Annotated in this window: 26 protein-coding genes; 10 read left to right on the forward strand and 16 right to left on the reverse strand. The window is 69.7% G+C overall.

Annotated elements, in window-relative coordinates; translation table 11 throughout:
- The first annotated feature begins 37 nt into the window (after positions 1-37).
- Positions 38-652, forward strand: a complete 615-nt coding sequence (locus HNR14_RS18215) for a hypothetical protein (protein ID WP_179702113.1) — start codon at positions 38-40, stop codon at positions 650-652.
- Between the two features lie 1455 nt (positions 653-2107).
- Positions 2108-2632, forward strand: coding sequence for a hypothetical protein (locus tag HNR14_RS18220; RefSeq protein ID WP_179702114.1), 525 nt, complete (start codon positions 2108-2110; stop codon positions 2630-2632).
- A gap of 46 nt (positions 2633-2678) precedes the next feature.
- Here the strand turns inward: HNR14_RS18220 and HNR14_RS18225 are convergent, their stop codons facing one another.
- The 3 genes from HNR14_RS18225 to HNR14_RS18235 all read right to left on the reverse strand — a co-directional run bounded on the left by HNR14_RS18225 (position 2679) and on the right by HNR14_RS18235 (position 4723).
- A complete protein-coding gene (locus tag HNR14_RS18225) occupies positions 2679-2942 on the reverse strand; it encodes a hypothetical protein (protein WP_179702115.1) in 264 nt (87 codons plus the stop codon).
- Positions 2943-3004: 62 nt separating this feature from the next.
- Positions 3005-3706 (reverse strand): L,D-transpeptidase, encoded by a 702-nt coding sequence (locus HNR14_RS18230; RefSeq protein ID WP_343064534.1) that lies wholly within the window; start codon positions 3704-3706, stop codon positions 3005-3007.
- A gap of 222 nt (positions 3707-3928) precedes the next feature.
- Positions 3929-4723, reverse strand: a complete 795-nt coding sequence (locus HNR14_RS18235) for a hypothetical protein (RefSeq protein WP_179702117.1) — start codon at positions 4721-4723, stop codon at positions 3929-3931.
- A gap of 232 nt (positions 4724-4955) precedes the next feature.
- Between HNR14_RS18235 and HNR14_RS18240 the strand changes: the two genes are divergently transcribed.
- Positions 4956-6041 carry a linear amide C-N hydrolase gene (locus tag HNR14_RS18240; RefSeq protein WP_179702118.1) on the forward strand — a complete coding sequence of 362 codons (1086 nt, stop codon included), beginning with the start codon at positions 4956-4958 and terminating at the stop codon, positions 6039-6041.
- Positions 6042-6106: 65 nt separating this feature from the next.
- The gene (locus tag HNR14_RS18245; protein WP_179702119.1) at positions 6107-6688 is read left to right on the forward strand and encodes a dihydrofolate reductase family protein; all 582 of its coding nucleotides are present in this window, start codon (positions 6107-6109) and stop codon (positions 6686-6688) included.
- Here HNR14_RS18245 and HNR14_RS18250 read toward each other — a convergent pair.
- From HNR14_RS18250 to HNR14_RS18260, 3 genes are all read right to left on the reverse strand, one after another.
- Entirely contained in the window at positions 6670-6945 is a 276-nt protein-coding gene (locus tag HNR14_RS18250; RefSeq protein WP_179702120.1) for a hypothetical protein, read from the reverse strand. The two genes, HNR14_RS18245 and HNR14_RS18250, sit on opposite strands and share 19 nt — an antisense overlap.
- Positions 6946-7010: 65 nt before the next feature.
- The gene (locus HNR14_RS18255) at positions 7011-7316 is read right to left on the reverse strand and encodes a hypothetical protein (RefSeq protein WP_179702121.1); all 306 of its coding nucleotides are present in this window, start codon (positions 7314-7316) and stop codon (positions 7011-7013) included.
- Positions 7317-7377: 61 nt separating this feature from the next.
- Entirely contained in the window at positions 7378-7980 is a 603-nt protein-coding gene (locus HNR14_RS18260; RefSeq protein ID WP_179702122.1) for a TetR/AcrR family transcriptional regulator C-terminal domain-containing protein, read from the reverse strand.
- Positions 7981-8108: 128 nt separating this feature from the next.
- On the opposite strand from HNR14_RS18260, the gene HNR14_RS18265 reads away from it, so the two are divergent.
- Positions 8109-8330: a hypothetical protein gene (locus tag HNR14_RS18265; RefSeq protein WP_179702123.1), complete on the forward strand. Its 222-nt coding sequence runs from the start codon at positions 8109-8111 to the stop codon at positions 8328-8330.
- A gap of 1 nt (position 8331) precedes the next feature.
- On the opposite strand, the gene HNR14_RS18270 is transcribed toward HNR14_RS18265, so the two are convergent.
- The 5 genes from HNR14_RS18270 to HNR14_RS18290 all read right to left on the reverse strand — a co-directional run bounded on the left by HNR14_RS18270 (position 8332) and on the right by HNR14_RS18290 (position 11424).
- The gene (locus HNR14_RS18270; RefSeq protein WP_179702124.1) at positions 8332-8550 is read right to left on the reverse strand and encodes a hypothetical protein; all 219 of its coding nucleotides are present in this window, start codon (positions 8548-8550) and stop codon (positions 8332-8334) included.
- 48 nt (positions 8551-8598) lie between these two features.
- Complete coding sequence (locus HNR14_RS18275; RefSeq protein ID WP_179702125.1) at positions 8599-9372, reverse strand: type II CAAX endopeptidase family protein; 774 nt, start codon at positions 9370-9372, stop codon at positions 8599-8601.
- Positions 9373-9415: 43 nt separating this feature from the next.
- Positions 9416-9934: a DUF1801 domain-containing protein gene (locus tag HNR14_RS18280; RefSeq protein WP_246311597.1), complete on the reverse strand. Its 519-nt coding sequence runs from the start codon at positions 9932-9934 to the stop codon at positions 9416-9418.
- Positions 9924-10562 (reverse strand): N-acetyltransferase, encoded by a 639-nt coding sequence (locus tag HNR14_RS18285; protein WP_179702126.1) that lies wholly within the window; start codon positions 10560-10562, stop codon positions 9924-9926. The genes HNR14_RS18280 and HNR14_RS18285 overlap by 11 nt, the downstream gene beginning before the upstream one ends.
- Positions 10563-10632: 70 nt before the next feature.
- A complete protein-coding gene (locus HNR14_RS18290; protein ID WP_179702127.1) occupies positions 10633-11424 on the reverse strand; it encodes an SDR family NAD(P)-dependent oxidoreductase in 792 nt (263 codons plus the stop codon).
- A 108-nt stretch (positions 11425-11532) separates the two neighbouring features.
- On the opposite strand from HNR14_RS18290, the gene HNR14_RS18295 reads away from it, so the two are divergent.
- A complete protein-coding gene (locus tag HNR14_RS18295) occupies positions 11533-12024 on the forward strand; it encodes a MarR family winged helix-turn-helix transcriptional regulator (protein ID WP_179702128.1) in 492 nt (163 codons plus the stop codon).
- A gap of 10 nt (positions 12025-12034) precedes the next feature.
- On the opposite strand, the gene HNR14_RS18300 is transcribed toward HNR14_RS18295, so the two are convergent.
- On the reverse strand, positions 12035-12661 hold the full coding sequence (locus tag HNR14_RS18300) for a dihydrofolate reductase family protein (protein ID WP_179702129.1): 627 nt from the start codon (positions 12659-12661) through the stop codon (positions 12035-12037).
- Positions 12662-12815: 154 nt separating this feature from the next.
- Here HNR14_RS18300 and HNR14_RS18305 point away from each other — a divergent pair, with 154 nt between their 5' ends.
- Positions 12816-13709, forward strand: coding sequence for a hypothetical protein (locus tag HNR14_RS18305; protein WP_179702130.1), 894 nt, complete (start codon positions 12816-12818; stop codon positions 13707-13709).
- A gap of 10 nt (positions 13710-13719) precedes the next feature.
- Here HNR14_RS18305 and HNR14_RS18310 read toward each other — a convergent pair whose 3' ends face one another.
- Complete coding sequence (locus tag HNR14_RS18310; RefSeq protein WP_179702131.1) at positions 13720-14628, reverse strand: NADP-dependent oxidoreductase; 909 nt, start codon at positions 14626-14628, stop codon at positions 13720-13722.
- A 123-nt stretch (positions 14629-14751) separates the two neighbouring features.
- Here HNR14_RS18310 and HNR14_RS18315 point away from each other — a divergent pair, with 123 nt between their 5' ends.
- Positions 14752-16182, forward strand: a complete 1431-nt coding sequence (locus HNR14_RS18315) for an amidohydrolase family protein (protein ID WP_179702132.1) — start codon at positions 14752-14754, stop codon at positions 16180-16182.
- Positions 16183-16192: 10 nt separating this feature from the next.
- Here HNR14_RS18315 and HNR14_RS18320 read toward each other — a convergent pair whose 3' ends face one another.
- Positions 16193-16993 (reverse strand): MBL fold metallo-hydrolase, encoded by an 801-nt coding sequence (locus HNR14_RS18320; protein ID WP_179702133.1) that lies wholly within the window; start codon positions 16991-16993, stop codon positions 16193-16195.
- Positions 16994-17092: 99 nt separating this feature from the next.
- Between HNR14_RS18320 and HNR14_RS18325 the strand changes: the two genes are divergently transcribed.
- Positions 17093-18352, forward strand: coding sequence for an MFS transporter (locus HNR14_RS18325; RefSeq protein WP_179702134.1), 1260 nt, complete (start codon positions 17093-17095; stop codon positions 18350-18352).
- Here the strand turns inward: HNR14_RS18325 and HNR14_RS18330 are convergent.
- On the reverse strand, positions 18349-19146 hold the full coding sequence (locus HNR14_RS18330) for a phosphotransferase enzyme family protein (RefSeq protein ID WP_179702135.1): 798 nt from the start codon (positions 19144-19146) through the stop codon (positions 18349-18351). The genes HNR14_RS18325 and HNR14_RS18330 overlap by 4 nt on opposite strands.
- Positions 19147-19306: 160 nt before the next feature.
- A complete protein-coding gene (locus tag HNR14_RS18335) occupies positions 19307-19702 on the reverse strand; it encodes a hypothetical protein (RefSeq protein WP_179702136.1) in 396 nt (131 codons plus the stop codon).
- A 63-nt stretch (positions 19703-19765) separates the two neighbouring features.
- On the opposite strand from HNR14_RS18335, the gene HNR14_RS18340 reads away from it, so the two are divergent.
- Positions 19766-20716, forward strand: a complete 951-nt coding sequence (locus HNR14_RS18340) for an isoprenylcysteine carboxylmethyltransferase family protein (RefSeq protein ID WP_179702137.1) — start codon at positions 19766-19768, stop codon at positions 20714-20716.
- Positions 20717-20744 lie beyond the last annotated feature (28 nt).

Here is a 20744-nt window from a genome sequence, read left to right on the forward strand (position 1 = left end):
CTGCGTCTCACGCTGCGTCAGCGTGTACCCGCTAGCCGTGCCGACCAGGTCGGCTTTCAGCCCGGCCGGCGACGTGTACGCCGTCGTCGAACCCGACCCCGGCGCGAACAACCAGGTACCCCCATCGCCGGCGGTGTACACCACTCCCCCGGACACCGTGCTCAACGACCCGGCACCAGCGAACCCATACGCCCAGTTGTTCGCACCGATCGTCGAGGTGGAACCAGTGGTCGCGGCCAACGAGTTGTACGTCGCCCCGATCGACACCGAGCCCGAGATGCCCGGAAGATCCAGACCCCGCGTCGTCACCATCAGGTTCCCCGTGCCGACATCCACACTCGCCGACACCCGGTCGGAAACTGCGAAGCCCCAGCGGGTCGCATTCGGTCTAGCACCAGTCTGCCCCGTCGCTGTCGGACGGGCCGGCAACCCCAACCGAACCACCGCCTGCGCCGGCGACACCGTCGCCACCACTAACGCGACCGCAGCAACCCCGGTCAACACACCCAAACGCGAACGACGAGAACTCAGAAAGCGCATCACAACCTGCCAAACACGACCACCGAAACGCAACGGGCTGCGGGACCCGGCAGGCACACGTGTCAGCACGAATCGGGCATGCGTCATCGACACCGGCGCGCGGCCCCACTGACGCTGAAACGCTGGCCGACCACTCCCCCCAAAAGCGAGAATCACTCAGCCGACGCAGAGTATGTACCCGCCGGTCTACCCCGTGCAAGACGCTAGGCGACGATGGCCCCCGAATTGGGTACGTACTAGCTTTCCCCTTCGCCGCTGGGATGGTGAATCTCGTTGCCTGCGCGATCGGCATGCCATTGCTCGCGTTGGGAGCGCCGGTTTGCGAGGACGGCGAGAAGGATGGCCGCCGCTAGACAGAGGGCAGACGCGACGAGGAAGGAGGTACGCGTTGCCGCCGTGAGATGGTCAGCTCCCAGCAACCCGAGGGCGTATGCCCCGAAACCCGTCCCAAGGAGGATGCCGAGGGCGGGAAGGATGTAGCGCACGAACACCTCCAGCACTCTCCTCGGAACAACCATTGATCCCGTCCCCGTGTCTCCTCGCGGCCTCCGACCTTGCTGAAGCATATCGAGCGACTACTGCTCCCGAATTCATCGATGTCCGTCGGAAGAACTCCGGACGCTTTCGCCGGGCGGCAGCCAGCCACCCAATCTCAACCGAGACCGCCACGAGTCCGACGACGATCGAAGCTGTCTGAACCGGCCCACGGGTGAGAATGGCGCATATCGCGGCACCGATGGCGGCGAGCGGAAGAGCAAGGAGCCGTACCAGAAGTCTCCCCAACGACTCTGATCTGTCGTCACGTCGCGGCTCGGGAGAGACATTCATCGAGCGATACTCCCGCAATTCCCGCTCCCGCGCCAAACGTCGGTGCGACAGCACAAACAACCGATCCGCAGGCGTCCACCGATGCCTCCACGACGCCCGACACAACCAACGCCGCGCCGAATGCAGTGTGGCGTCCGCTCTGACGCGGTCACCCGAGGTCTCTGGTGGTGAACTTCATCACGAAGATGGCTTACATCATCCCGGCGACCACGACGATCGCCGGGATGATGTATCGGAAGATGACCTTCACCTGATTCGCTCCCCGCCCGCTCTCCGGTAGGCGATGCCGGCGATCAGCCAGAGCAATATCCCCGCGATCATGAGCACCGCGGCCGCGATCGCAAGCCATCGGCCTGCGTGTACAAAGCCGATTACTCCCAGGGCAATGAGCCCGACCACGATGAGGATCGAAGCGACGTACATCGTCGGTCGAACCCAACTGGGCTGCTGATGAGCAGTCAAGCGCATCACCCTTCGCTCGCGGTCACCAGTTCGACTCCCCCGGTGCCTGCGGGACGGCAGCCTTTCAGGCGAGCTGCCCGCGTTCACAGAAGCGTCGCCACACGCCCGTTCGCGCGCTATCGTGTGCGGCGAAGCCGGAGCCCGAACTCCGGCAAGGACGGAGACGACGATGTCTGGACGTTCGCGTACACGCTTGGCAGTCGCCGGAGCGGGCGTGGCCCTCGCGGTGGCGTCGCTGACCGGTTGCACTTCCGGGCCGCCGGCCACACCGGCGACCGTGACGGTCACCGTCACCGCCGCCCCGGGCGGTCCCACCACGGTGACCGACGAGCAGCTGGAAAGCCTGACCGCCCCCGCGATGTGCGAACGCGATGCCGGGCAGCTGGTGGACGGGAGACTTCCGATCGACGAGTCTGAGGGGGCGACCATGCTCGCCACGGACGATGAGAACAATTATCTGTGGGATCAGTCCACGGACCCGCAGGGGAACCCGTCGTTCGCGGTCGCGTTCGCCTGCCACCTCGGAGGTGTGAACTGGCCGCAGGTGCTCGGGTTCTACGGGCCTAGAGGTGATCTTCTCACCAGCTTCGACTTCGGCAGTTTCGACCACAACGAACACTCTGTCGTCACATCGATCCGGTACGCCGGCGGTGTCTTCCACATCGATTGGCTCACCTACGACGGTGCCGAATTCGGGCCGTGCAACCAGACCAAGCCGGATGAGATGTCAGCCGACTTCTCCCTCTCCGACGGGAAGGTCGTCTGGGCCGACTATGAGGCGCCCTGCTCCCCCGGCGACTGACGAACGACTCGAAGCAACCGGGAGCGGGCCACGGATGCCTGATCGGTCACATGTCATTCGGATGGTCGATCGAGCGTCGCGCTCGTGTTCGCAGTGCCTGCGTGAACGTGAACCACGTCGCGGCCCAGGAGAACAACGGCCCCAGGATCGCCGCCACCAGATTGACCGGACGCAGTTCGAAGAACACCCCGAAGCCGAACGCCAGGAAGAACGCCGACCCGATCATCTGAGGGATCCAGCCCCAGCGATGGAAGAGGCGCCTCGTGGCCGGCCCCATCAAGCGCTCTGCGAACTCGATGTCGGGCCTCATAGTGGCGCCACCACGACAGATACGCAGCGTGCGAAGGGGTACTTGTGCACGGGTGCTCCGTCCTACGAGACGATGATGATCGGGGTGCCGAGTGCCAACGCGTCGACGGCGGTGATGGCTTCCGCGCCGAGGCGGATGCACCCGTGAGAGATGGCGCCGGACGAGTCGGACTCGTAGTGGATGCCGATGAGCCCACCGTCCGAGCCGCCGTACGGCTCGTCCGCTGCCGTCGCGTGCAGCGAGCTGAGTTGGATGCGATGGGTGCTCTGGCCTTGGGCGGGGTCCAGATACTGCGCCTCGAGGTAACCGGTCACCCCGACGGGCGTCGGCGTTCCCGGAGCGCCGACCCCCACCGCGAACCTCGGTTCCGGTCGCCCGCCAGCATCGGTGATCGTCAACGACTGAGCGGAGACCGAGACGACGATGCGATTCCGCACGGTGGCGCCGGGAGTCAGCGCGTTCGTGGGCAGCCAGCCAGCGCTCTGAGCCGGCGCCGACTCCCCCGCGGCCGCCTGCGAGGGCAGGAGCTGCCTGCTCGGCACGAGCACGAGGGACCACGGCCCGTCGACGGCGACCCTGACAACGACGGACGGCTCGCCCAAGAAGTCGCGAGACTCGAATCGGGCGATCGGGGCGGTCCGGTCGGCCCCGAACAGCGGGGTGTCGGACTGCAGCTCGAAGACCGACATCCACGTCGCGGTGGGCGGCGCGGGCACAAGACCCGGGATCACTGCCCGGTAGTCCGCCGGGGTGAGGGCTGCCACCTGATCACCGCTGAGGATCGGAGGAGCAGGAGCCTGCGTCGGCGGTGTCCTGGACTGGGCCGCACCGGTGGGAGTCGAGGACGAGTGGGACGCGGACGGCAGGGAAGACGACCCCGTGGATACAGCGGGTCCAGAAAGCGCGACCGCGAGCACTCCGGCTACGGCGATGACAACGACGGAGGCGGCGACCGCGAGGGCGGCGCGCGTCCTACGCCTCATCGCTCAGCCGCTGACGACAGGAAGGGCACGCGCCGTCGGCTTTGCGACGACCTCAGGATCAGACGTCCCGCCCTGACCACCTGGAGTAGTGGAACCGCCGATGGTCGGCCCGGTGATGGCCACAGTGGTGCCCCACTGCGAGGTTGCGCCGGCGGTCTCGATGACGACGCTTCCGGCGGCTGTGACCCCGGTGCGCACGTACTGCCACGAGACGGAACCGTACTTGTCCGCGACCAGCGACGCCGGCGCGGGAAGACGTGTGCCGTTGTAGACCGCCGAGAATGCGACGGTCTCACCCGGTGTGAATCCACTGGCCTGAACGAAGAGGCCGATGGCGGCATCCATGAACTGCGCCGTCGTCAGGGTCGGCGCATTCGTCTCAATGCCGGGCGTGCTGCGGACATCGAACGCCACCGCGTTCGATGTATCCCCGGAATCGCTCGTGGCCGAGAGGGTGAGAGTGGAATCGGCCCAGATGCCCGGCGCCATCGCGGGCACCCATCCGATGACGGAGATGATGCCTGACGCGCTCGCGGGCGTCGTCCTGTCGCCGTAGTGCACCTTCGTCCCGTCGCTGTCGCGCACCCAGTCGATCGAGAGCGTCACCGTCGAACTCGGGGTGAAACCACCGCCGATGACATCGATTCCGCTTTCCCAGGAGTCCGAGTAGACGACCGGTACGGTCACCCCGATCGACGCGGTAGCCGCCTGCGCGGGAGCCGACACCAGTATGCCGCCGGTGACCAACGCTGCAACCGTTGTGACGAGTGCCCACCGTGAGCGCGCGGAACCGATCATGTCTTTCCCCCCGAGGTACGTGGCCCGAAGACGGGCGTGACAACCCTATGAGAGCTGATTGATCTCCGTCAACGAAGTCTCGCCGCCCGTCGCCCCCATTTCAGGGGTGCGCCGCCGACCCGACTCCTGCTCCCGAAATCACCTATTCGGTCCCGGCGGCAGTGCCTTCAGGATGGGGAGTGCCCGCCCCTCCGATTCGCCGAGGGGCGGAATGAGAGAACGGATGCGATGTATGTGCACACGAGTTGTCTGGCCCGACGCCAACGGATCGGTGATCGTCGGACGGAACATGGACTTCCACATGGACCTCCTGACGAACCTGTGGAAGCTGCCGCGCGGCATCGAGCGCTCCGACGGTGTGAACGGCACTCTCACCTGGAAGGCGAAGTACGGCAGCGTCGTCGCCACCGCCTTCGACCTCATCGCGACCGACGGCATGAACGAGGAAGGCTTCGCCGGTCACATCCTGTGGCTCGCGGAGTCCGACTACGGAAAGCCGGATGCCGACGCCATCCAGCTGAGCCAGGCCGTCTGGCTGCAGTACTACCTCGACAACTTCGCGACGGTCGCCGAAGCCGTCGAGTGGACGAACACCTCACAGGTCGGGATCGCGCAGCTCTTCGACCCCACCGGCCACATCGTGCCCACACTCCATCTCGCCATCAACGACGCCGCCGGGGACTCGGCGATCATCGAGTACACCGACGGCAAGCCGAAGGTCTATCACAGCCGCGACTACCTGGTCATGACCAACTCCCCCACGTTCGACAAGCAGCTCGAGCTCGTCAAGGAGGTCGAGGGACTCGGCGGTGACAAGCCGCTCCCTGGTTCGACGCTCGCGAGCGATCGATTCGCGCGTGCCTCGTTCTACGTCGCGCACCAGGTGCAGCCGAAGACGCAGATCGACGCGATGGCGGCCATGTTCAGCATTATCCGCAACGCCGCCCGACCCTTCCGTACGCCCGAGCCGGGCAAGCCGGACGCGTCGCAGACGATCTGGCAGGTCGTGCTCGACCTCACCAACAAGCGCTACACCTTCGAGTCGACGACGCGGCCGAACATCGTCTGGGTCGACTTCGACAAGGTCAGCTTCACCGAGGGCACGAAGGTTCTCAAGCTCGACTTGGTCGGCCGGCTCGCGCTCGAGGGAGGCCTCACCGGCGACGCCAGCCACAAGTTCACCGACCCGGGCGAGGTGACGCAGGACCTGCTCGCGGTCGGGCTCGATGCCCTCGAACTCGTGGCGCGCAAGCAGGACGAGTTCGCCGCAGTCACGAAGGCGGTGCAGGAGCTGGTCGGCACGCATCAGGCGGCGTAGACACCCTGCGCGCACCGGATCCGACGCGCTACGGTAGGGGCCAGCTGCGAGCGAAGGAGCGATCCGTGGGGAAAGTCGTCATGTACGCCTCGGTGTCGGTGGATGGGTTCATCGCGGATGACCACGACCAGCCCGGGGAGCTGTTCGACTGGTTGCTTGGCGGCGACGTCCCGCTGGATGAGAGCGGCGTGCTGAAGGTCTCGCAGGCCTCGTACGACTACGTGCGGCCGTACTGGGACCGGATCGGCGTCACCGTCGCCGGGCGTCGCGTGTTCGACCTGACCGACGGGTGGGACGGCACCCCTCCGAGCGGGATCGATCACGTGGTCGTCGTCTCGCACCGTCCGGCGCCCGACGGCTGGGATCCCGACGCGCCGTTCCGCTTCGTCGACGGGATCGCGGAGGCCGTCGCCGCCGCGCAGGACCTCGCCGGCGACCGGATCGTCGAGGTCGCCGCCGGGGAGGTCGGAGGCCAGGCGTTCGCGGCGGGACTCGTCGACGAGGTGCGCATGGATGTCGTTCCGGTCGTGATCGGCTCCGGAATCCGCTTCTTCGGCTCGGTCGACGCGCCGCAGCTCCTGGGCGGACCCGAGGAGGTCGTCCAGGGCGACGGAGTGCTACACCTGCGCTATCGCGCGCGTCGCTGAGCGCGGCGTCGGCGCATCCGGGCGAGACGCAGCCGGACGCGCAGTCGCAGGACTCCGCGGCGCAGTCGATCGCGGAAGAGCCAGACGAGCGCGAGGGCCACGATCACCAGCGGTAAGAACTCCGGGGCGAGAATGAAGGCCCCGAAGACGATGTCCAGCATCTCGAAGCCGATCAGGGATCCGGCGGCGACCCAGGTCCAGCCGCTGAAGAGGGTGGCGCGCGTGTGCAGGCGTCGCCAGAGGGAGGTGTGGTGCATGGTGTCCGTCCGTGCTCAGAGGGAGATCGGTCGTCTGCCGATCGCTCTGCGGGCGGACGAGATCGTCAGAGCGCGCGCAGGGGCCGGCGGAGCACGTCGCCCGGAGCGCGCGGAGCCGGAAGCCCGGAGAGCGGGATGCGCCAGACGGCACCGGGCGGCGCGGGCGGAGTCGCTGCCAAGCGGCGCGCGGGAATCGTCACCGTGACGGTCGTCACGGACGATCGGACCGCGGTCCGCGCCGCGCTCGCGATGACGACCGCAGCGAGGCCGAAGGCCACGAGCACCGTCGAGACCACGACGAGCGCGGAGACACGTCCGACCGGATCGGCCGACATGGCGAGCTCGAGCAGCGCCCATTCGATCGTCGCCATGCCCTCCCCCGTCATCCGTCTTCGCGTCTAGCTCGAGCCTAGCCCGCGAGTGGCCCGGCGTTCAGCCGCGCAGGATGAGCCGGATCTCGTCGTCGAACAGGTCGTCGGCGGTGCGGCCGGGCTCGAAGTAGGCGATGATCGCCGCGGTCAGGTTCGGGAGGCGCGCCATGAGCTCGGCGTGGTCGACCTCCGCTCCCCCGGTATCCGGCGGTGCCGATTGCTCCTCCAGCACGTAGCCGACGGTGAAGCGCTCGACGGCCAGGACCGTCAGCCTCGCCTCGGGCAGGTTCACCCCGGCGCCGATCAGCGCGGTGACGGCGCGCTCGGAGAAGTCTGCGCGGCGGAGGGATGACCGGGCGCTGGCCACGATGCGGGCGCCATCGGTGTGCGCGAGCAGGCCGGCGCGCAGGCGGCGGGCGGCGTCCAGCATCCACTCGCGCCACACGGTCGTCTCGTCCGGGATGCCGAGACCCGCGAGCACCTCGTCCATGATCCTGTCCCCCAGCGCGTCCAGCAGGTCGGCCTTGCTGCGCACGTGCGTGTACAAGGACGGTGCCTGAACACCGAGCGCCGCCGCGAGCGCGCGCAGGGTGACGGCCTCCGCGCCGTGAGCGTCGCAGAGCGTCAGGGCGGCGGAGACGACATCTTCTCTGCTGAGTGGCATCGGGCTCCTTGACATCGCAGCCTAACACCGTAAGGTTAACGTCCTTACAGCGTTAGGACGGTGAACATGTACGCAGCTGTTGTCGAGGTCGTCGACGCCGCCGGCATCACCGAAGGAGAGCACCGACCATGATCAGCGAACGACTCCACACCCTCACCCACCGCATCACGGGCGTGCCCGAACACGATGACAACCGTCCCGCGCAGAACCGCTCGCGCGTCGCGCGAGGACACCAGGGGCGCGGCAACCACCCGCACCAGCCGCACGGGCACACGGCGGAACCGCGGGTGCTCGTGCGCTGGCAGCGGTGGATCGCCTCCCTCGGGCCGCAGGGGCGGACGCACGAATGAACTACTGATCCCCTGCGCCGTCGGGATCGTAGGCGGGGTCGAACACCGGGTCGGAGCGGTACCAGAGCCCCCATCCCGCCGCGAATACTCCGGTGCCGGCGAAGAGCAGCAGTGCTCGCAACCAAGCGAGGTGGCTCTCCGGCGCGACGAGGTCGACCACGACCGCGCTGAAAGAGACGATAGGTCCGACGATCCACGCGGCGACGGCGAAACCGCGCATCCGTCGCGTTCGACGCGGAATCTCCGGGTTCATTCGTTGGACCCGTCTTCACGCGGTGAACGTCAGGGCCAGCACGCCGACGATGGCGTTGTGGACCCCGTGAGTGACCACTGCGGGGCCCAGCCTGCCTGTGCGCGTGGCGAGGTAGCCGGCGACGATCCCGAGCAGCAACGTCTGGAGGCCGAGGTTCGCGATGCCTGCGAGGGTGGAGACCTGGTAGAGGTGGGTCGCTGCGAAGATCACCGCCGAGATCAGCACGCTCGCGTGGATGGCTCGGGACGGTTGGGCCTCGGGTCGGCGCCGCACGATCCAGATCCGGATCCACCGCATCAGCAGACCGCGGAACAGCAACTCCTCCACCGGCGCGGCGACGATCGTGGGCAGCAGGAAGACTCTGATCGTGTCCCACACGTGGTCTCCGGTGAGGTGGACGTTGGTCTGCGGCGTGCCGAGCGCCCGAATAGCCGGCGCCATGACTGCCGCGAGGCCGATCAGCACCACCCCGGCGGCCGCTCCGATCAGGATGTCGACGGGCTCGATCGTCCAACCGAAGTCCTTCTCGAGGGACTTCAGCCCGCGGACGCGCGACGCGACGACCAGGGTGGCCACCATCCATGCGTAGCTCAGCACGACAGTCGCGACGCTCACGGGAAGCGCGACAGGCTGCGGCAGCGCGACGGGCAGGACGCGGAAGAGGACGGTCAGAACGAGCGGAAGTGCGCCGGCGGCGAGGAACCACCAGCCGTTCCACCGGATCGCGGCGGGCGGTCGGTACTGCGCGTCGGCGTAGGAGTCGCGCGTCGTCCCCAGGGTCCCGCTCATCGGGTCGCTCGGCGACACGGCCGCGGCGCGGATCCCCTCGGCGTCACCGCTTCCTGCCTCCGACGCCGGGGACGGAGGTGACCTGCCGCATCCACTCGGCCACCTGCCGTTCGTCGAGATCGTCGATGGAGGCCAGCTCGACCCCGCGGGTCGCCTTGCCCATCCCGGTCGGGGTCACCGGCGGCACCGGGTCGAGCGCGGTGCCGTTGATGAACATGAGCTTCACGTGCCCGGCGAAGCCGCCGCTGGAGAAGCGCCAGCCGTCACCGACCCCGTAGTACGCCATGCCCCATTTGACGGAGCGCTGGAGGTTCGGGAGGGTCGCGGCCGCCAGGGCGTCGACCGCCTCTGCGATTCCGCGCTGCGGCTGGGGCAGGCTCGCAATGTAGGCGAACACGGGCTCGTCGCCGACCGCCGCCTTCGCCGGGCTCGCGCGACCGGTCATGGCCACCGGCAGGGCGAAGTCCCCGCCTGACTGCTCGTCCCGACCCGTCTGCTCGTCCCGACCCGTCTGCTCGTCCCGACCCGTCTGCTCGTCCCCATCGGTCTGCTCAGCTGGCATGGCGCGATGCTAGTCCGCTCAGGGCCGGGAGGCCAGGCCACCCGAAGCCGAGGTACGTCCCCGGTTTGCCGGGCTCGACGAGCTCGAACCGCAGGCGCAGGTCGCCGGTGCGCAGCAGCTCGGCCTGGTGCGTGAACCGCTCGCTCGTGACGAAGACCGGGTGCGCGACCCGCCATTCGTCCGCGAGCCACGAGCGCAGGGCGGCGAGCAGCCGCGCATCCATGCCTTCGGGGGTCTTGGCGCGGCGCGTCCAGAAGTAGACGACGAGGTCGACGTCCGCCCACACGGCGTCGCCGACCGGGGTGACGGTCGCCTTCGTCAGGAAGGTCGCGGTCGTCGGGAAGAGGTAGACGCACCCCCAGCACTCCCCTGTCGCGGGCGCCAGGACCGTGTAGGTGAAGGCGCGGCCGGCGGCATGACGTTCCTCCAGCGACCGGAGGTCCTCCCGGTTCGCCTCGACGGTGAAGTCGTCCTCCGGCCACGAGGCCTGCTCCCAGAGCCGCAGGTCGTCCCGCGTGTCCATCACAGCTGCGTGGTCGTTCGCCGCATCGTCCGCGGTGATCGGCCGCAGGACGAACTCCGCCGTCGTCAGTCCGGCGGGCACTGGGCCTGCGTAGGTGTCCGGCACGTGCGCCCCCTTCGGTCCGCACCCGACGGTACTCCTCCCGGCGGGACGGACGACGCGTCGCCACGTGCTGTCAGAGCATCCCGGTGAGCACGCCGCCGTCGGCCCGCAATGCGGCCCCGTTCGTCGCCGACGCCACCGGGCTCGCGAGGTACGTCGCGAGGTTCGCGATCTCCCGCGGTTCGATGAAGCGCTCCAGGAGGGTCGTGGCGTTCTGCCCGATGATGGCCTGCTTCATGGCCTCGGCCGGGAGGGACTGCGCCTCGGCGATCGCCTCGACCGTCGCGGCGACGCCGTCCGAGTAGGTGGGGCCGCCCAGGATGGCGTTCACCGTGACGGCCGTCCCACGCGTTCGCTTGGCGAGACCGTTGGCGAGCGCGAGCATCGCGGCCTTGGTCACGCCGTAGTGCACCATGTCGGCCGGCACGTTCACGCCGGACTCGCTGCTGATGAAGAGGATGCGCCCCCAGCCGCGCTCGAGCATGCCGCCGAGCAGGTGCCGCGACAAGCGCACGCCGCTCATGACGTTGACCTCGAGATAGCGGGCCCACTCGTCGTCGTCGACGTCCTCGAACGGGGCCAGACCGAAGAGCCCGACGTTGTTGACCAGGATGTCGACGTCGCCGAGAGCCTCCAGCAGCTTCCCGACCTGCTCCGGAGAACCGAAGTCGGCGACGAGACCCGACGGCTCCGCCCCCGGATGCTCGCGACGGAGCCGCTCGACCGCCGCGTCCACTCGCGCCGCGTCCCGGCCGTTCACGGTCACGCGCACTCCCTCGGCGGCCAATGCCGAGGCGATGGCGTAGCCGATCCCCTGCGTCGATCCGCTGATGAACGCGCTCCTGCCCCGCAATTGCAGTTCCATGCTCTCCCCTGGTCCGGATGGCGCCGAGTGCGCCATTCACTTGCTCAGGAAAGTGACTGTACGCGCTGTGACTTGCTTGAGCAAGTCAATCGGCCCTACGCTGACATCATGTCGAACCCGTCGGAGTCAGCTGGATGGAGCGCGGAGAAGCTGGAGGTCTGGGCCGCCCTCGCCACGATGCTGGAGCGGTTGCCGGCGGCGCTGGACGCCCAGCTCCAGCGCGACAGCGGGCTCACGCACTTCGAGCACGGGGTGCTCTACGCCCTCGATACGGCGCCGGATCGCACGTTGCGGATGAGCACGCTCGCGGGCTACGCCAGCTCCACCCTCTCCCGGCTCTCCCGCGCAGTCACCCGGCTCGAGAAGAAGGGTTGGGTCCGCCGCGTCGTCGACCCGTCCGACGGGCGGTTCACCCTCGCCGTGCTCACGGACAGCGGGCACGAGAAGGTCGTCGACTCCTCGCCCGCGCACGAGGAACTCGTCCAAAGGCTGGTCTTCGACGCCCTCACCCCAGCGCAAACACGTCAGCTCGGCGTCATCGCGCGTCGGATCTCACAGGCGGTCGACGGGGCGCCCGTCTGGACCCCTCCGGTCGCGTGACGTAGCGGTCTCAGCGCGTGTACGTGACGTGGATGACGCCGCTCTCGGCGACCTCCGACGTCGCGGTGTAGCCGAGGTCGAGGTCGCTCAGACCGTCCCAGAGCCGGGTGCCCTCGCCGAGGATGATGGGCGAGACGGCGACGTGGATGCGGTCCACGAGCCCCGCGGCCAGGAAGGTGCGGACGACATCCGCTCCCCCGCCGATCCGCACGTCGGCGTCGCCGGCCAGCGCCGTGGCACGCTCCAGAGCCGCCTCGGGTGTCGTGGCGATGAACTCGAAGCGCGTGCCGTTGGCGAACTCGAGCGGAGGCCGCTCCCGGTGCGTCAGCACCAGCACGGGCGCCTGGAACGGCGGCTCGTCGCCCCACCAGCCGCGCCAGTCGGGGTCGTCGGGGTAGGTGTGCAGGCCGAACATTCCGGCGCCCATGATCTCGGCGCCGATGCCCTCGAAGTACGCGGCGGCGTAGCGGTCGTCCACACCCGTGGTCCCGGCGCCCGACGTGTCGTGGAACACGCGCTCGTGGAAGGTGCGCGTCGCTGTGTAGTGCTCGACCAGCCGCCCCCACTCCGCGCCCATCGGATCCTCCGGCACCACGACGCCGTCGAGGGAGATGTTGAGATCGACGCGAACGGTCATGGGAGCCTCCGGGAGTGAGCGGACGGACTCAAACCTGACAGACCGGAGGATGCCCGTCAACTGGCTGTTGCCGCGCGCCGCGCCGCGGGCTTAACGTGTCGCGCGAACGACCCGAGCCTGTTCGTGAGACGCACGCAGCTCTGTGGAGGTCCCCATGTCCAGCCAACCGGAGAACACGACAACGGCGGAGGAGAAGCCGGACGAGCCGGAGGCGTCTCTGGCTCTCGACCGCCTGTTCGACCGCGAAATGCGGACGTCGCGCAATGCGTACCTCCGCGCGTCCCGCCGCGCCGAGGTGGTGGGCGAGGCGCTGCGCGGCGACGAGCGCATCGCGGAGCTGACCCGGGCGCTCGGGCGCCTGGAGGCTCCCGTCGCCGTGCCGCGCGAGGTGCAGCCGTCCCCCGGCGAGCTGCACACGCTGAGCCTGGTCACCACGGGCACGAGCGACCGGCTCTCCTTCGCCACTCCGCCGTACGACGCGACCTGGACGACCTTCCAGCCGCCCGGTGCGGCCGGAACCGCGGCGCACGGTCCGAGCGTCTACAAGCAGCAGGCGAGCATGTTCATCGACCTCACCGAGACGTACGTCGACCGTCCGGTGGCCGAGGGCGGGTGGATGTATGCGGGCGCCGGTCTGGGGCTGTGGTTCAAGCCGAAAGCGCCCTCGACCTACGTGCGCGTCTCCGGGCTGGTGGACTACGAGTACGACTGGGCCGACAGCTCGAGCCTGCAGGTCGCCCACAACCGCGCCCAGCTCTGCGTGATGGTGCAGCACCGCCGCGGGCCGGGCGACCTGGAGACGATCCTCGACACCCGCGACCAGCTGTGGGCCGACGGCACCTCCTGGTACGAGGACCACAGCGACAGCGGAGGCGGCTACTGGCCGAACCAGAACTACTTCTGGGCGAGCAGCAACGACTGGTACCTCGTCTGGTTCTGGATGAACGGCGGCATCGACTTCTCGACCAAGGACACCTTCGGCTCGAGCAAGGCGTTCCAGACCTGGCACGCGCGCGTGCCGTTCATGGTCTTCGAGCAGTGGGCGTGAGTCGGGCCTGCTAAACCAGGACGATCTTGTCGCGCGTCTCCCCGGATTCGAGGAGGCGGTGCGCTTCCGCCGCGTCGGCGAACGGGACGGAACGGTTGCGCTTCAGGCGCAGTGAGCCGTCCGCGAGCATCGGCAGTGTCACGGCCAGTGCGTCGGGGGCGCGGTCCGGGCTCGGGTTGGACATGGTCGCGCCCGTGGCGGCGGCGCCGGCGTGGTCGGCGAGCGTCACGACCCGCGAGGGGTCGCCGGTCGCCCGCACCGCCTCCGGGAGGCCGCCGTGCCCGGCGACGTCGACCACGGCGTCCACACGCTCGGTCACGGCGGAGACCCGGTCGAACACGCCCTCGCCGTACGGGACGAACTCGGCGCCGAAGGAGGTGATCAGCTCTTCGTCGCGCGAGGATGCGGCTCCGACCACCCGGACACCCCAAGCCCGGGCGAGTTGCACGGCGATGACGCCGACCGAGCCGGCGGCCCCGAGCACGACGAGCGTGTCGCCCTCGGCGGCGCGGACCTGCCGCAGCACCCCGAGGGCGGCCTCCGCCGATGCGGGCAGTGCGGCCGCCTCCTGCCAGCTGACCTCTGCGGGCTTCGCGTGCCAGACCGAGGCGGCGACGAGCTCGCCGTAGCCGCCCTGATCGGGGAGGTACACCGCGACCTCGTCGCCCACCGCGACACCGTCGAGGTCGGCGCCGAACTGCTCGACCACGCCCGCCGCCTCGAACCCGAGGACGGATCCGGGGCCCTGTGGGAAGACATTCGCCAGGTGACCGGCGCGGATGGTGAGGTCGGTCGGGCCGACGCCCGCGGCCTTCACCCGCACCAGGATCTCGCCCGGCCCGGCGGACGGCGTCTCCACCTCCCGCCACTGCAGGACCTCCGGCCCTCCGAACCCGGTGAGTACGACAGCGTGCGACATGGTGTCCCTTCGTTCGTCGACACCAGGCTACGGCTCGCTCGTCGCCCACGCAGGATGCCAGGCCACACGGAGTAGCGTTCGTGGTGCTCCCCCGCCGTCATCCGTCCCAGTACTGGAGGAACGATGCGAGTCACCGGCCCACTGATCCTGCGCGGCGTCACCGTCGTCGACGTGCTCGCCGGCGGTCTGCGCCCGGAGGTCGACCTCCTCCTCCGCGACGGGGTGATCGAGCGCATGGCCCCGGCGGGCACGCTCGGCGACGCTGACGCGGAGGTCGTCGATGCGAGGGGGCAGTACGTCGTCCCCGGTTATGTCGACGCCCACGCGCATCCGCTCGGATTGGACGACGCGGCGGCCGCCCTGGAGCTGATGGGTGCGTTCGGGATCACCGGGTTCCGTCAGATGAGCGGGTCGACCGCCTTGCTCGCGGAGCGGGCTCGGTCCGCGCTGGGCCTCCCCGACGGCGGGCCGGCGCTGCTCGCGCTGCCCGGCGACCTGCTGATGCCGATGAACGCCGGCACGGTCGACGCGGCGGTGGCGACCATCCGGCAGCAGAAGGAGGCGGGCGCCGACTTCGTGAAGGTGGTCGCGGTGACTCCCGAGGTGCTGCTGGCGCTGCTGGACGAGGCGGCGGTGCTGGGTCTCCCGGTCGCGGGCCACCTGCCGAACGGCATCGACGTGCGGGAGGCGTCCCGCCACGGGATGCGCTGCATCGAGCACCTCGGCCCGGGCGTGGGGATCACCGCCGCGACGGCCGACGCGGAGTCGAGCATCCGCGCCGAGGCCGCGGCGGGGGCGCGCAGCCTGAAGGTCCCGTCCTTCTCCTTCCCCGGAGCCGCGCGGCTGATGGGCCGGCTCCTGAAGAAGATCGTCATCAACCCGGTCACGATGAACAAGCCGCGGGACATCGAGCTGCTCGCGCGTGCCGACGACACCTTCGACGAGGCGAAGGCGCGCGCGGTGGCGGCCGTGTTCGTCCAGAACGAGACCTGGCAGTGCCCGACGCTCATCCGCGTGCGCACGCAGGAGCTGGCGGACGACCCGCGGCACACGGCCGACCCGGAGCTCCGCTACATCGCGGAGAGCACCGTCCGGTCGTGGAAGCGGGCGAACGCGAAGTACGCCCAGCAGGGTGAGAGTGCGCGCGTGATCTACCGCCGCACGTACGACCTCCAACTGCGGCTGACGAAGATCTTCGAGGAGGAGGGCGTCAAGCTCCTCACCGGCACGGACTCCTGCGGCGCGGGCTGGGTCATCCCCGGTCATTCGCTGCACCAGGAGTTCGACGAGCTGGCGGCGGCTGGACTGTCGCCCCTGAGCGTCCTGCGGGCGGCGACCTCGAACGCGGCCGAGTTCTTCGGCACGACGCAGGACCAGGGGTCGGTCGACGAGGGAAAGCGCGCCGACCTCGTGCTCCTGGCGGCGAACCCTCTCGAGACCGTCGACGCGCTCCATCGGATCGCCGGGACGGTCCGGGGCGGCCGCTACCGGGATGCCGCCGAGCTCGACGCCGTGAAGTCCCGCATCGCGGGGATGCGCGCCATCACCGCCTGACCGGGCCCGGTCAGCCCGCGTTCGTCGCGCCCAGGCGAGCGACCTGTCCCGTGTGGACGTCGGCGACCCACTCCCAGCCCGGTTTCGCCGAGGGGCCGATCCGCGGGTCGTCGGGGGTGCGGCCATCCCGCAGCGCGAGCACGTACGCGCGGTCGAGCGCGATGCGTGAGCGCAGCTCGCCGGCGCCTCCGACCGAGCCGTGGCCCGGGATGACGACCTCGGCGCCCGCCGCCGCGCTCTCGAGGAGATCGAGGGCGGCGAGGTAGTCGCCGATCGGGTCGTCGGCGCCGTTCAGATCGAGCATCGGGATGAGGACGTCCGAGAGCATGTCGCCGGCGACGAGCGCGGTTCCGTCCCCGATCAACAGCGCCGCGTGGCCGGGTGCATGCGCGCGGTGCTCCACGATCCGGACGCCGGGACCCGCCAACGACAGCTGCGTCGCGCCGTCCGGGAGGCCGACCGTTCCCCCGAGCAGGTCGAGGGGTGCCTCCTCGGGGATCCCGAACCGCTTCGCATCGATCCCGCCGGCCAGCCGTTCGTGGGCTGTCGACGCGGCGAGAGCCGTGGCGTAGCGGGGCGCGTCGCCGAGCGAGGCGTGCCAGAGCAGATGATCCCAGTGCGGGTGCGTCGAGAACCCCACGACGACCTCCTGCCCCGCCGCGGACAGATCGCGGGTGAGGCAGGCGAGCTCGTCCTCCAGGATGCCCGGATCGACGAGCAGCACCCCATCCTCGCCCTGCACGACGATCGTGTTGCTCTGGCAGAACGTGCTCTCGTGGACCAGCACGCCCGGTGCGACCGTCGTCAGCATCCCGACCTCCCTCGACTCGTACCGGCATCGTCCCCCATGCGGCGCAAGGGAGGGAAGGGGTTTCGCTACTCTGGTCTGAAGAGCCAGCGAGGGGGCAGCATGCCGGATCCGGGGAGACGCGACGTCTTCCGGGTGCGCGGGTTCGTCGCCTTCTGGGCGTCGTACACCGTCTCGGGTTTCGGCACCTACGTCACGACGCTGGCGCTTCAGGTGCTGGTCCTCGCGGGTCTCGGCGGCACCGCGATCGACGTCGGCTTGATCAACGCGGCACGGTGGCTCCCCTACCTCCTCCTCGGACTCGTCGTGGGCGCGCTGGTCAATCGGCGGCGCAGACGACCGCTCCTCATCGGGTCCGACCTCGGTCGTGCTGCCGTGCTGATGCTGATCCCGGTGCTCTTCCTCCTGGGGGTGCTCGGCATTCCGGTGCTGCTGGGGATCGTCGTCGTGGTGGGAACGCTCTCGCTGGTGGGCGATGCCGCCTCACAGTCGCTGGTGCCGAGGATCGTGCCGCGAGCGCAGCTCGTCGCCGCCCACGCCCGGACGGACCAGAGCGATGCCGTCTCCCAGACCGCGGGCCCGCTCGTGGCTGGAGCCCTCGTGTCCCTCGTCGGTGCCGCGGCCGCGATCATGGTCGACGCGGCCTCGTACGTCTTCTCTGCGATAGCGATCTGGCGTGTCCGCGTCGAGGAGGCGCCGGCACGATCCGTCCCGGCGTCCAAGCTGCGAGGCGAGATCGGCGAGGGCCTCCGCTGGGTGTACGGCCACCGGGTGCTCGGACCGATGTCCATCGGGACGCACGCCTGGTTCTTCTTCAACAGCATCCTGGGCACCGTCTTCACCACGTTCGCCCTGCTGGGCTTGAACCTCACCCCGTTCCAGCTGGGTGTCGCGCTGGCGGGCGCCGGCATCGCCGCCCTGTTGGGGAGTTCCGTCTCGTTGCGGGCGGGCCGCCGGTGGGGCGCGGGACCGGTCGTCATCGCGAGCAACCTGGTCATGGTCGTCGGCTGGACGCTGATCGCGCTCACCCCTGCAACCGCTGATCGGTGGGTGGTCGTCGCGATCCTCACACTCGGGCAGGCGTTCTACGGTCTCGGGCTCGGCCTGAGCAATGCCAACGAGATGGGCTACCGGCAAGCGGTCACGCCCGACGCGTTGCAGGCGCGCACGAACACGACGATCCGTTCGGCGAACAGGGCGATGATCGTCCTCGGCGCACCACTGGGAGGGGTGCTCGCGACCGCCGCCGGCTATCGTCCGGCGCTGTGGGTCGCGATCGCCGGGATCCTGGCGGCGACGGCCTTCCTCGCGCTGTCCCCGTTCCGCACCGCGCGGCACGTGGAGGACGGGGTCAGCGACTAGGCGCGACCTCCTGCGCCTCCACGCGGCGCCTCACGGTTTGCGTGCACTTCGAGGGCGCGCCGCCAGACCTCCTCGTGCCCGGTGACGTACTCGGTCGCCGCGCGCCAGTGCTCGCCGTGCCCCTCGACATACATGGTGCCCCACGGTTCGCGGCCGGACTCGTGGGCGGTGCGGAGCAGCGTGTGCATCGCTGCCGTGCGCTCGCCGAGGGTGCGTGGCAGGGCTGTGCGAAGCGCTCCGTCGGGACGGTAGCCGCCCACGAATGCGGCCAGACGGATGGCGGCCTCGGCGACTGGCTCCGTCACGTCATTGAGCGTGAAGCTCTGCGCGGCGTACGCGAGATCCCAGAGGCGGGTGCTCGGGCCGGCGCCGTCCCAGTCGATGAAGACCCAGCGCTCCCCCACGATGAGATTCCACGGGGCGAGGTCGTTGTGGCAGACGAGGTCCGCATCCGGTACCGGGATGAGCACGTCCCATTCGGTGCCGGGCCGCGGCGTGAACCCGGCCGCCGCGTCGTGGATGCGCCGCACCAGGCGACCGACGCGAGCCAGGTCGTCGAGACCCAGCCGGTCGGAGTCCATCGCCAGCGGGCCGGCGACGAACTCGCTGACCTGCCGCCCCTGCTCATCGCGACCGCGCGGCTTGGGCACGTCGACGCCGTGCCCGCCCACCCACTCCGTGAACGCGGCGACCGCCGGAGCGGCGGCTGTCCACGGCTTGCGCACGGTGTCACCGACCCGCACGACGCCGCGGGAGGCATTCCCTCCCGCGAGCGGGATCTCGTCAGCGGTCATGAGGCCAGGCTATCTCCGCCTCCGGCTCCGTCTGCTAGCGACTGCGGCGCCTCGGTACGTCTGCCCCGGCGCGCGCAGCAGCAAACATCCCGAACGTGCGCACACGCACTCGCGTCGGGCACCCTGCTCGGCACCCGGACGACCTGAGGACCGCCCGCCCTCACTGCCGAAGGTCTCCGTCGGCGGTGAGGGTCAGCCGCGCGACCCATTGCCCGCAGCTGCCCGGGGAGACGGAGGCCGTCGTCCGCATGGCACGGACGACGGTGGAGCCGCTGACCGCGTCCGCCTCGACCTCGACCGTGCTGCCGCGCTCGAGGGGAGTCGACGGCATCGCCCCGTCGACGGTCACCTCGTTGAACCCGACCGTGCACGCACCGCCGACGCAGACGCGCACATTGGTCTCGGGATGCTCGGTCACCCACGACTTCACCGCGACGGTGACCTCCAGACCGGTCGAGAGGTCCCTCCCGCAATTCCGGACAGTGGTGCACCCCGCGAGGCCCGTGCCGCACACCAGCACGGCGATCAGAACTCCTGCACTCCCCCAGCGGCGCATAGCCAGACGGTACCACCGCGTCCCTCCCGCGCACCGGTCGTACCGCCTGCCAGAATGTGCTCGATGGGGGTCTCATTCGTTCTGCCGCGCCGTTGGGGCCGCGCGTACTTCGCGCTCCAAGCGCTGGCCGGCGCTGTCTGGTGGGTGGCCGTGTTCGCCTGGCCGCTGGTGCGGACGTCGACGCTGGGCGCTCTCGACCCGGTGCCGGTCGCGGCCGCCGACATCCCGCTGTTCGTGATCGCCTCGGCGATCGCAGCGGCCGGGGTACGCACCGCGGCCATGATCGCGACGGTCTGGACATGCGTCGTGAGCGTGGCGCTCGCCGTCTACGCCACCGTCAGCACCCTGGCGGGATGGGGAGTGCTGCTCATGCTGGCGGCGGCCGGCTGCTCGGTCATCGCTCTCTGCGCGATGCTCCTGGGCAGGCTCCCGGCCGAGTGGATCGTGCAGGGGCCGTTCCGGTTCCGTCCGGCGTCCGCGCAGCGATCGACGGCAGCGCACGTCGTTGCGACCTTCGGCCAGATCGTCGTCTTCTGGGGCTTCTTCCTCGCCGTCCTCCCGATCGTGATCACGTTCCTCGAGAGCCGCTGGGGCTTCCGGGTCCCCTTCCCGCCGGGAGCGGTCGCGCTCGGCGGCGTGGTGCTGGTCCTCGCCAGCGCGCTGGGCATCTGGTCGGCCATCTCGATGTCCACGCGGGGCGGCGGCACACCGCTGCCGGTGGCCATGCCGAACCGCCTCGTCGTCGCGGGCCCGTACCGCTGGGTGCGCAACCCGATGGCGTTGGCCGGCATCGTCCAGGCCGTCGCGGTCGGTCTGCTGCTGCAGTCGTGGATGGTCGTCGCCTACGCGCTGATCGGATCGCTGGTCTGGAACCATCTGGTGCGGCCGTTCGAGGAGGCCGATCTCGCCCAGCGCTTCGGCGACGCGTTCGAGGGCTACCGCCGCAGCGTGCGGTGCTGGCTGCCACGACTCTCTCCGTGGACGCCGGTCGGTGAATCGGTACAATCGCCCTGACGATGCGACCGGAGGGGCGACCCGACCG

Origin of the sequence: Leifsonia naganoensis (genome assembly GCF_013410615.1) — a bacterium.
Lineage (GTDB): Bacteria > Actinomycetota > Actinomycetes > Actinomycetales > Microbacteriaceae > Leifsonia > Leifsonia aquatica.

Coding starts and splice junctions, on each gene's coding strand:
- HNR14_RS18225 (WP_179702115.1), bottom strand. CDS start 2,942: ATGAGGCCCGACATCGAGTTCGCAGAGCGCTTGATGGGGCCGGCCACG.
- HNR14_RS18235 (WP_179702117.1), bottom strand. CDS start 4,723: ATGATCGGTTCCGCGCGCTCACGGTGGGCACTCGTCACAACGGTTGCA.
- HNR14_RS18240 (WP_179702118.1), top strand. CDS start 4,956: ATGTGCACACGAGTTGTCTGGCCCGACGCCAACGGATCGGTGATCGTC.
- HNR14_RS18250 (WP_179702120.1), bottom strand. CDS start 6,945: ATGCACCACACCTCCCTCTGGCGACGCCTGCACACGCGCGCCACCCTC.
- HNR14_RS18255 (WP_179702121.1), bottom strand. CDS start 7,316: ATGGCGACGATCGAATGGGCGCTGCTCGAGCTCGCCATGTCGGCCGAT.
- HNR14_RS18260 (WP_179702122.1), bottom strand. CDS start 7,980: ATGCCACTCAGCAGAGAAGATGTCGTCTCCGCCGCCCTGACGCTCTGC.
- HNR14_RS18265 (WP_179702123.1), top strand. CDS start 8,109: ATGATCAGCGAACGACTCCACACCCTCACCCACCGCATCACGGGCGTG.
- HNR14_RS18270 (WP_179702124.1), bottom strand. CDS start 8,550: ATGCGCGGTTTCGCCGTCGCCGCGTGGATCGTCGGACCTATCGTCTCT.
- HNR14_RS18275 (WP_179702125.1), bottom strand. CDS start 9,372: ATGAGCGGGACCCTGGGGACGACGCGCGACTCCTACGCCGACGCGCAG.
- HNR14_RS18280 (WP_246311597.1), bottom strand. CDS start 9,934: ATGCCAGCTGAGCAGACCGATGGGGACGAGCAGACGGGTCGGGACGAG.
- HNR14_RS18290 (WP_179702127.1), bottom strand. CDS start 11,424: ATGGAACTGCAATTGCGGGGCAGGAGCGCGTTCATCAGCGGATCGACG.
- HNR14_RS18295 (WP_179702128.1), top strand. CDS start 11,533: ATGTCGAACCCGTCGGAGTCAGCTGGATGGAGCGCGGAGAAGCTGGAG.
- HNR14_RS18300 (WP_179702129.1), bottom strand. CDS start 12,661: ATGACCGTTCGCGTCGATCTCAACATCTCCCTCGACGGCGTCGTGGTG.
- HNR14_RS18305 (WP_179702130.1), top strand. CDS start 12,816: ATGTCCAGCCAACCGGAGAACACGACAACGGCGGAGGAGAAGCCGGAC.
- HNR14_RS18310 (WP_179702131.1), bottom strand. CDS start 14,628: ATGTCGCACGCTGTCGTACTCACCGGGTTCGGAGGGCCGGAGGTCCTG.
- HNR14_RS18315 (WP_179702132.1), top strand. CDS start 14,752: ATGCGAGTCACCGGCCCACTGATCCTGCGCGGCGTCACCGTCGTCGAC.
- HNR14_RS18320 (WP_179702133.1), bottom strand. CDS start 16,993: ATGCTGACGACGGTCGCACCGGGCGTGCTGGTCCACGAGAGCACGTTC.
- HNR14_RS18325 (WP_179702134.1), top strand. CDS start 17,093: ATGCCGGATCCGGGGAGACGCGACGTCTTCCGGGTGCGCGGGTTCGTC.
- HNR14_RS18330 (WP_179702135.1), bottom strand. CDS start 19,146: ATGACCGCTGACGAGATCCCGCTCGCGGGAGGGAATGCCTCCCGCGGC.
- HNR14_RS18335 (WP_179702136.1), bottom strand. CDS start 19,702: ATGCGCCGCTGGGGGAGTGCAGGAGTTCTGATCGCCGTGCTGGTGTGC.
- HNR14_RS18340 (WP_179702137.1), top strand. CDS start 19,766: ATGGGGGTCTCATTCGTTCTGCCGCGCCGTTGGGGCCGCGCGTACTTC.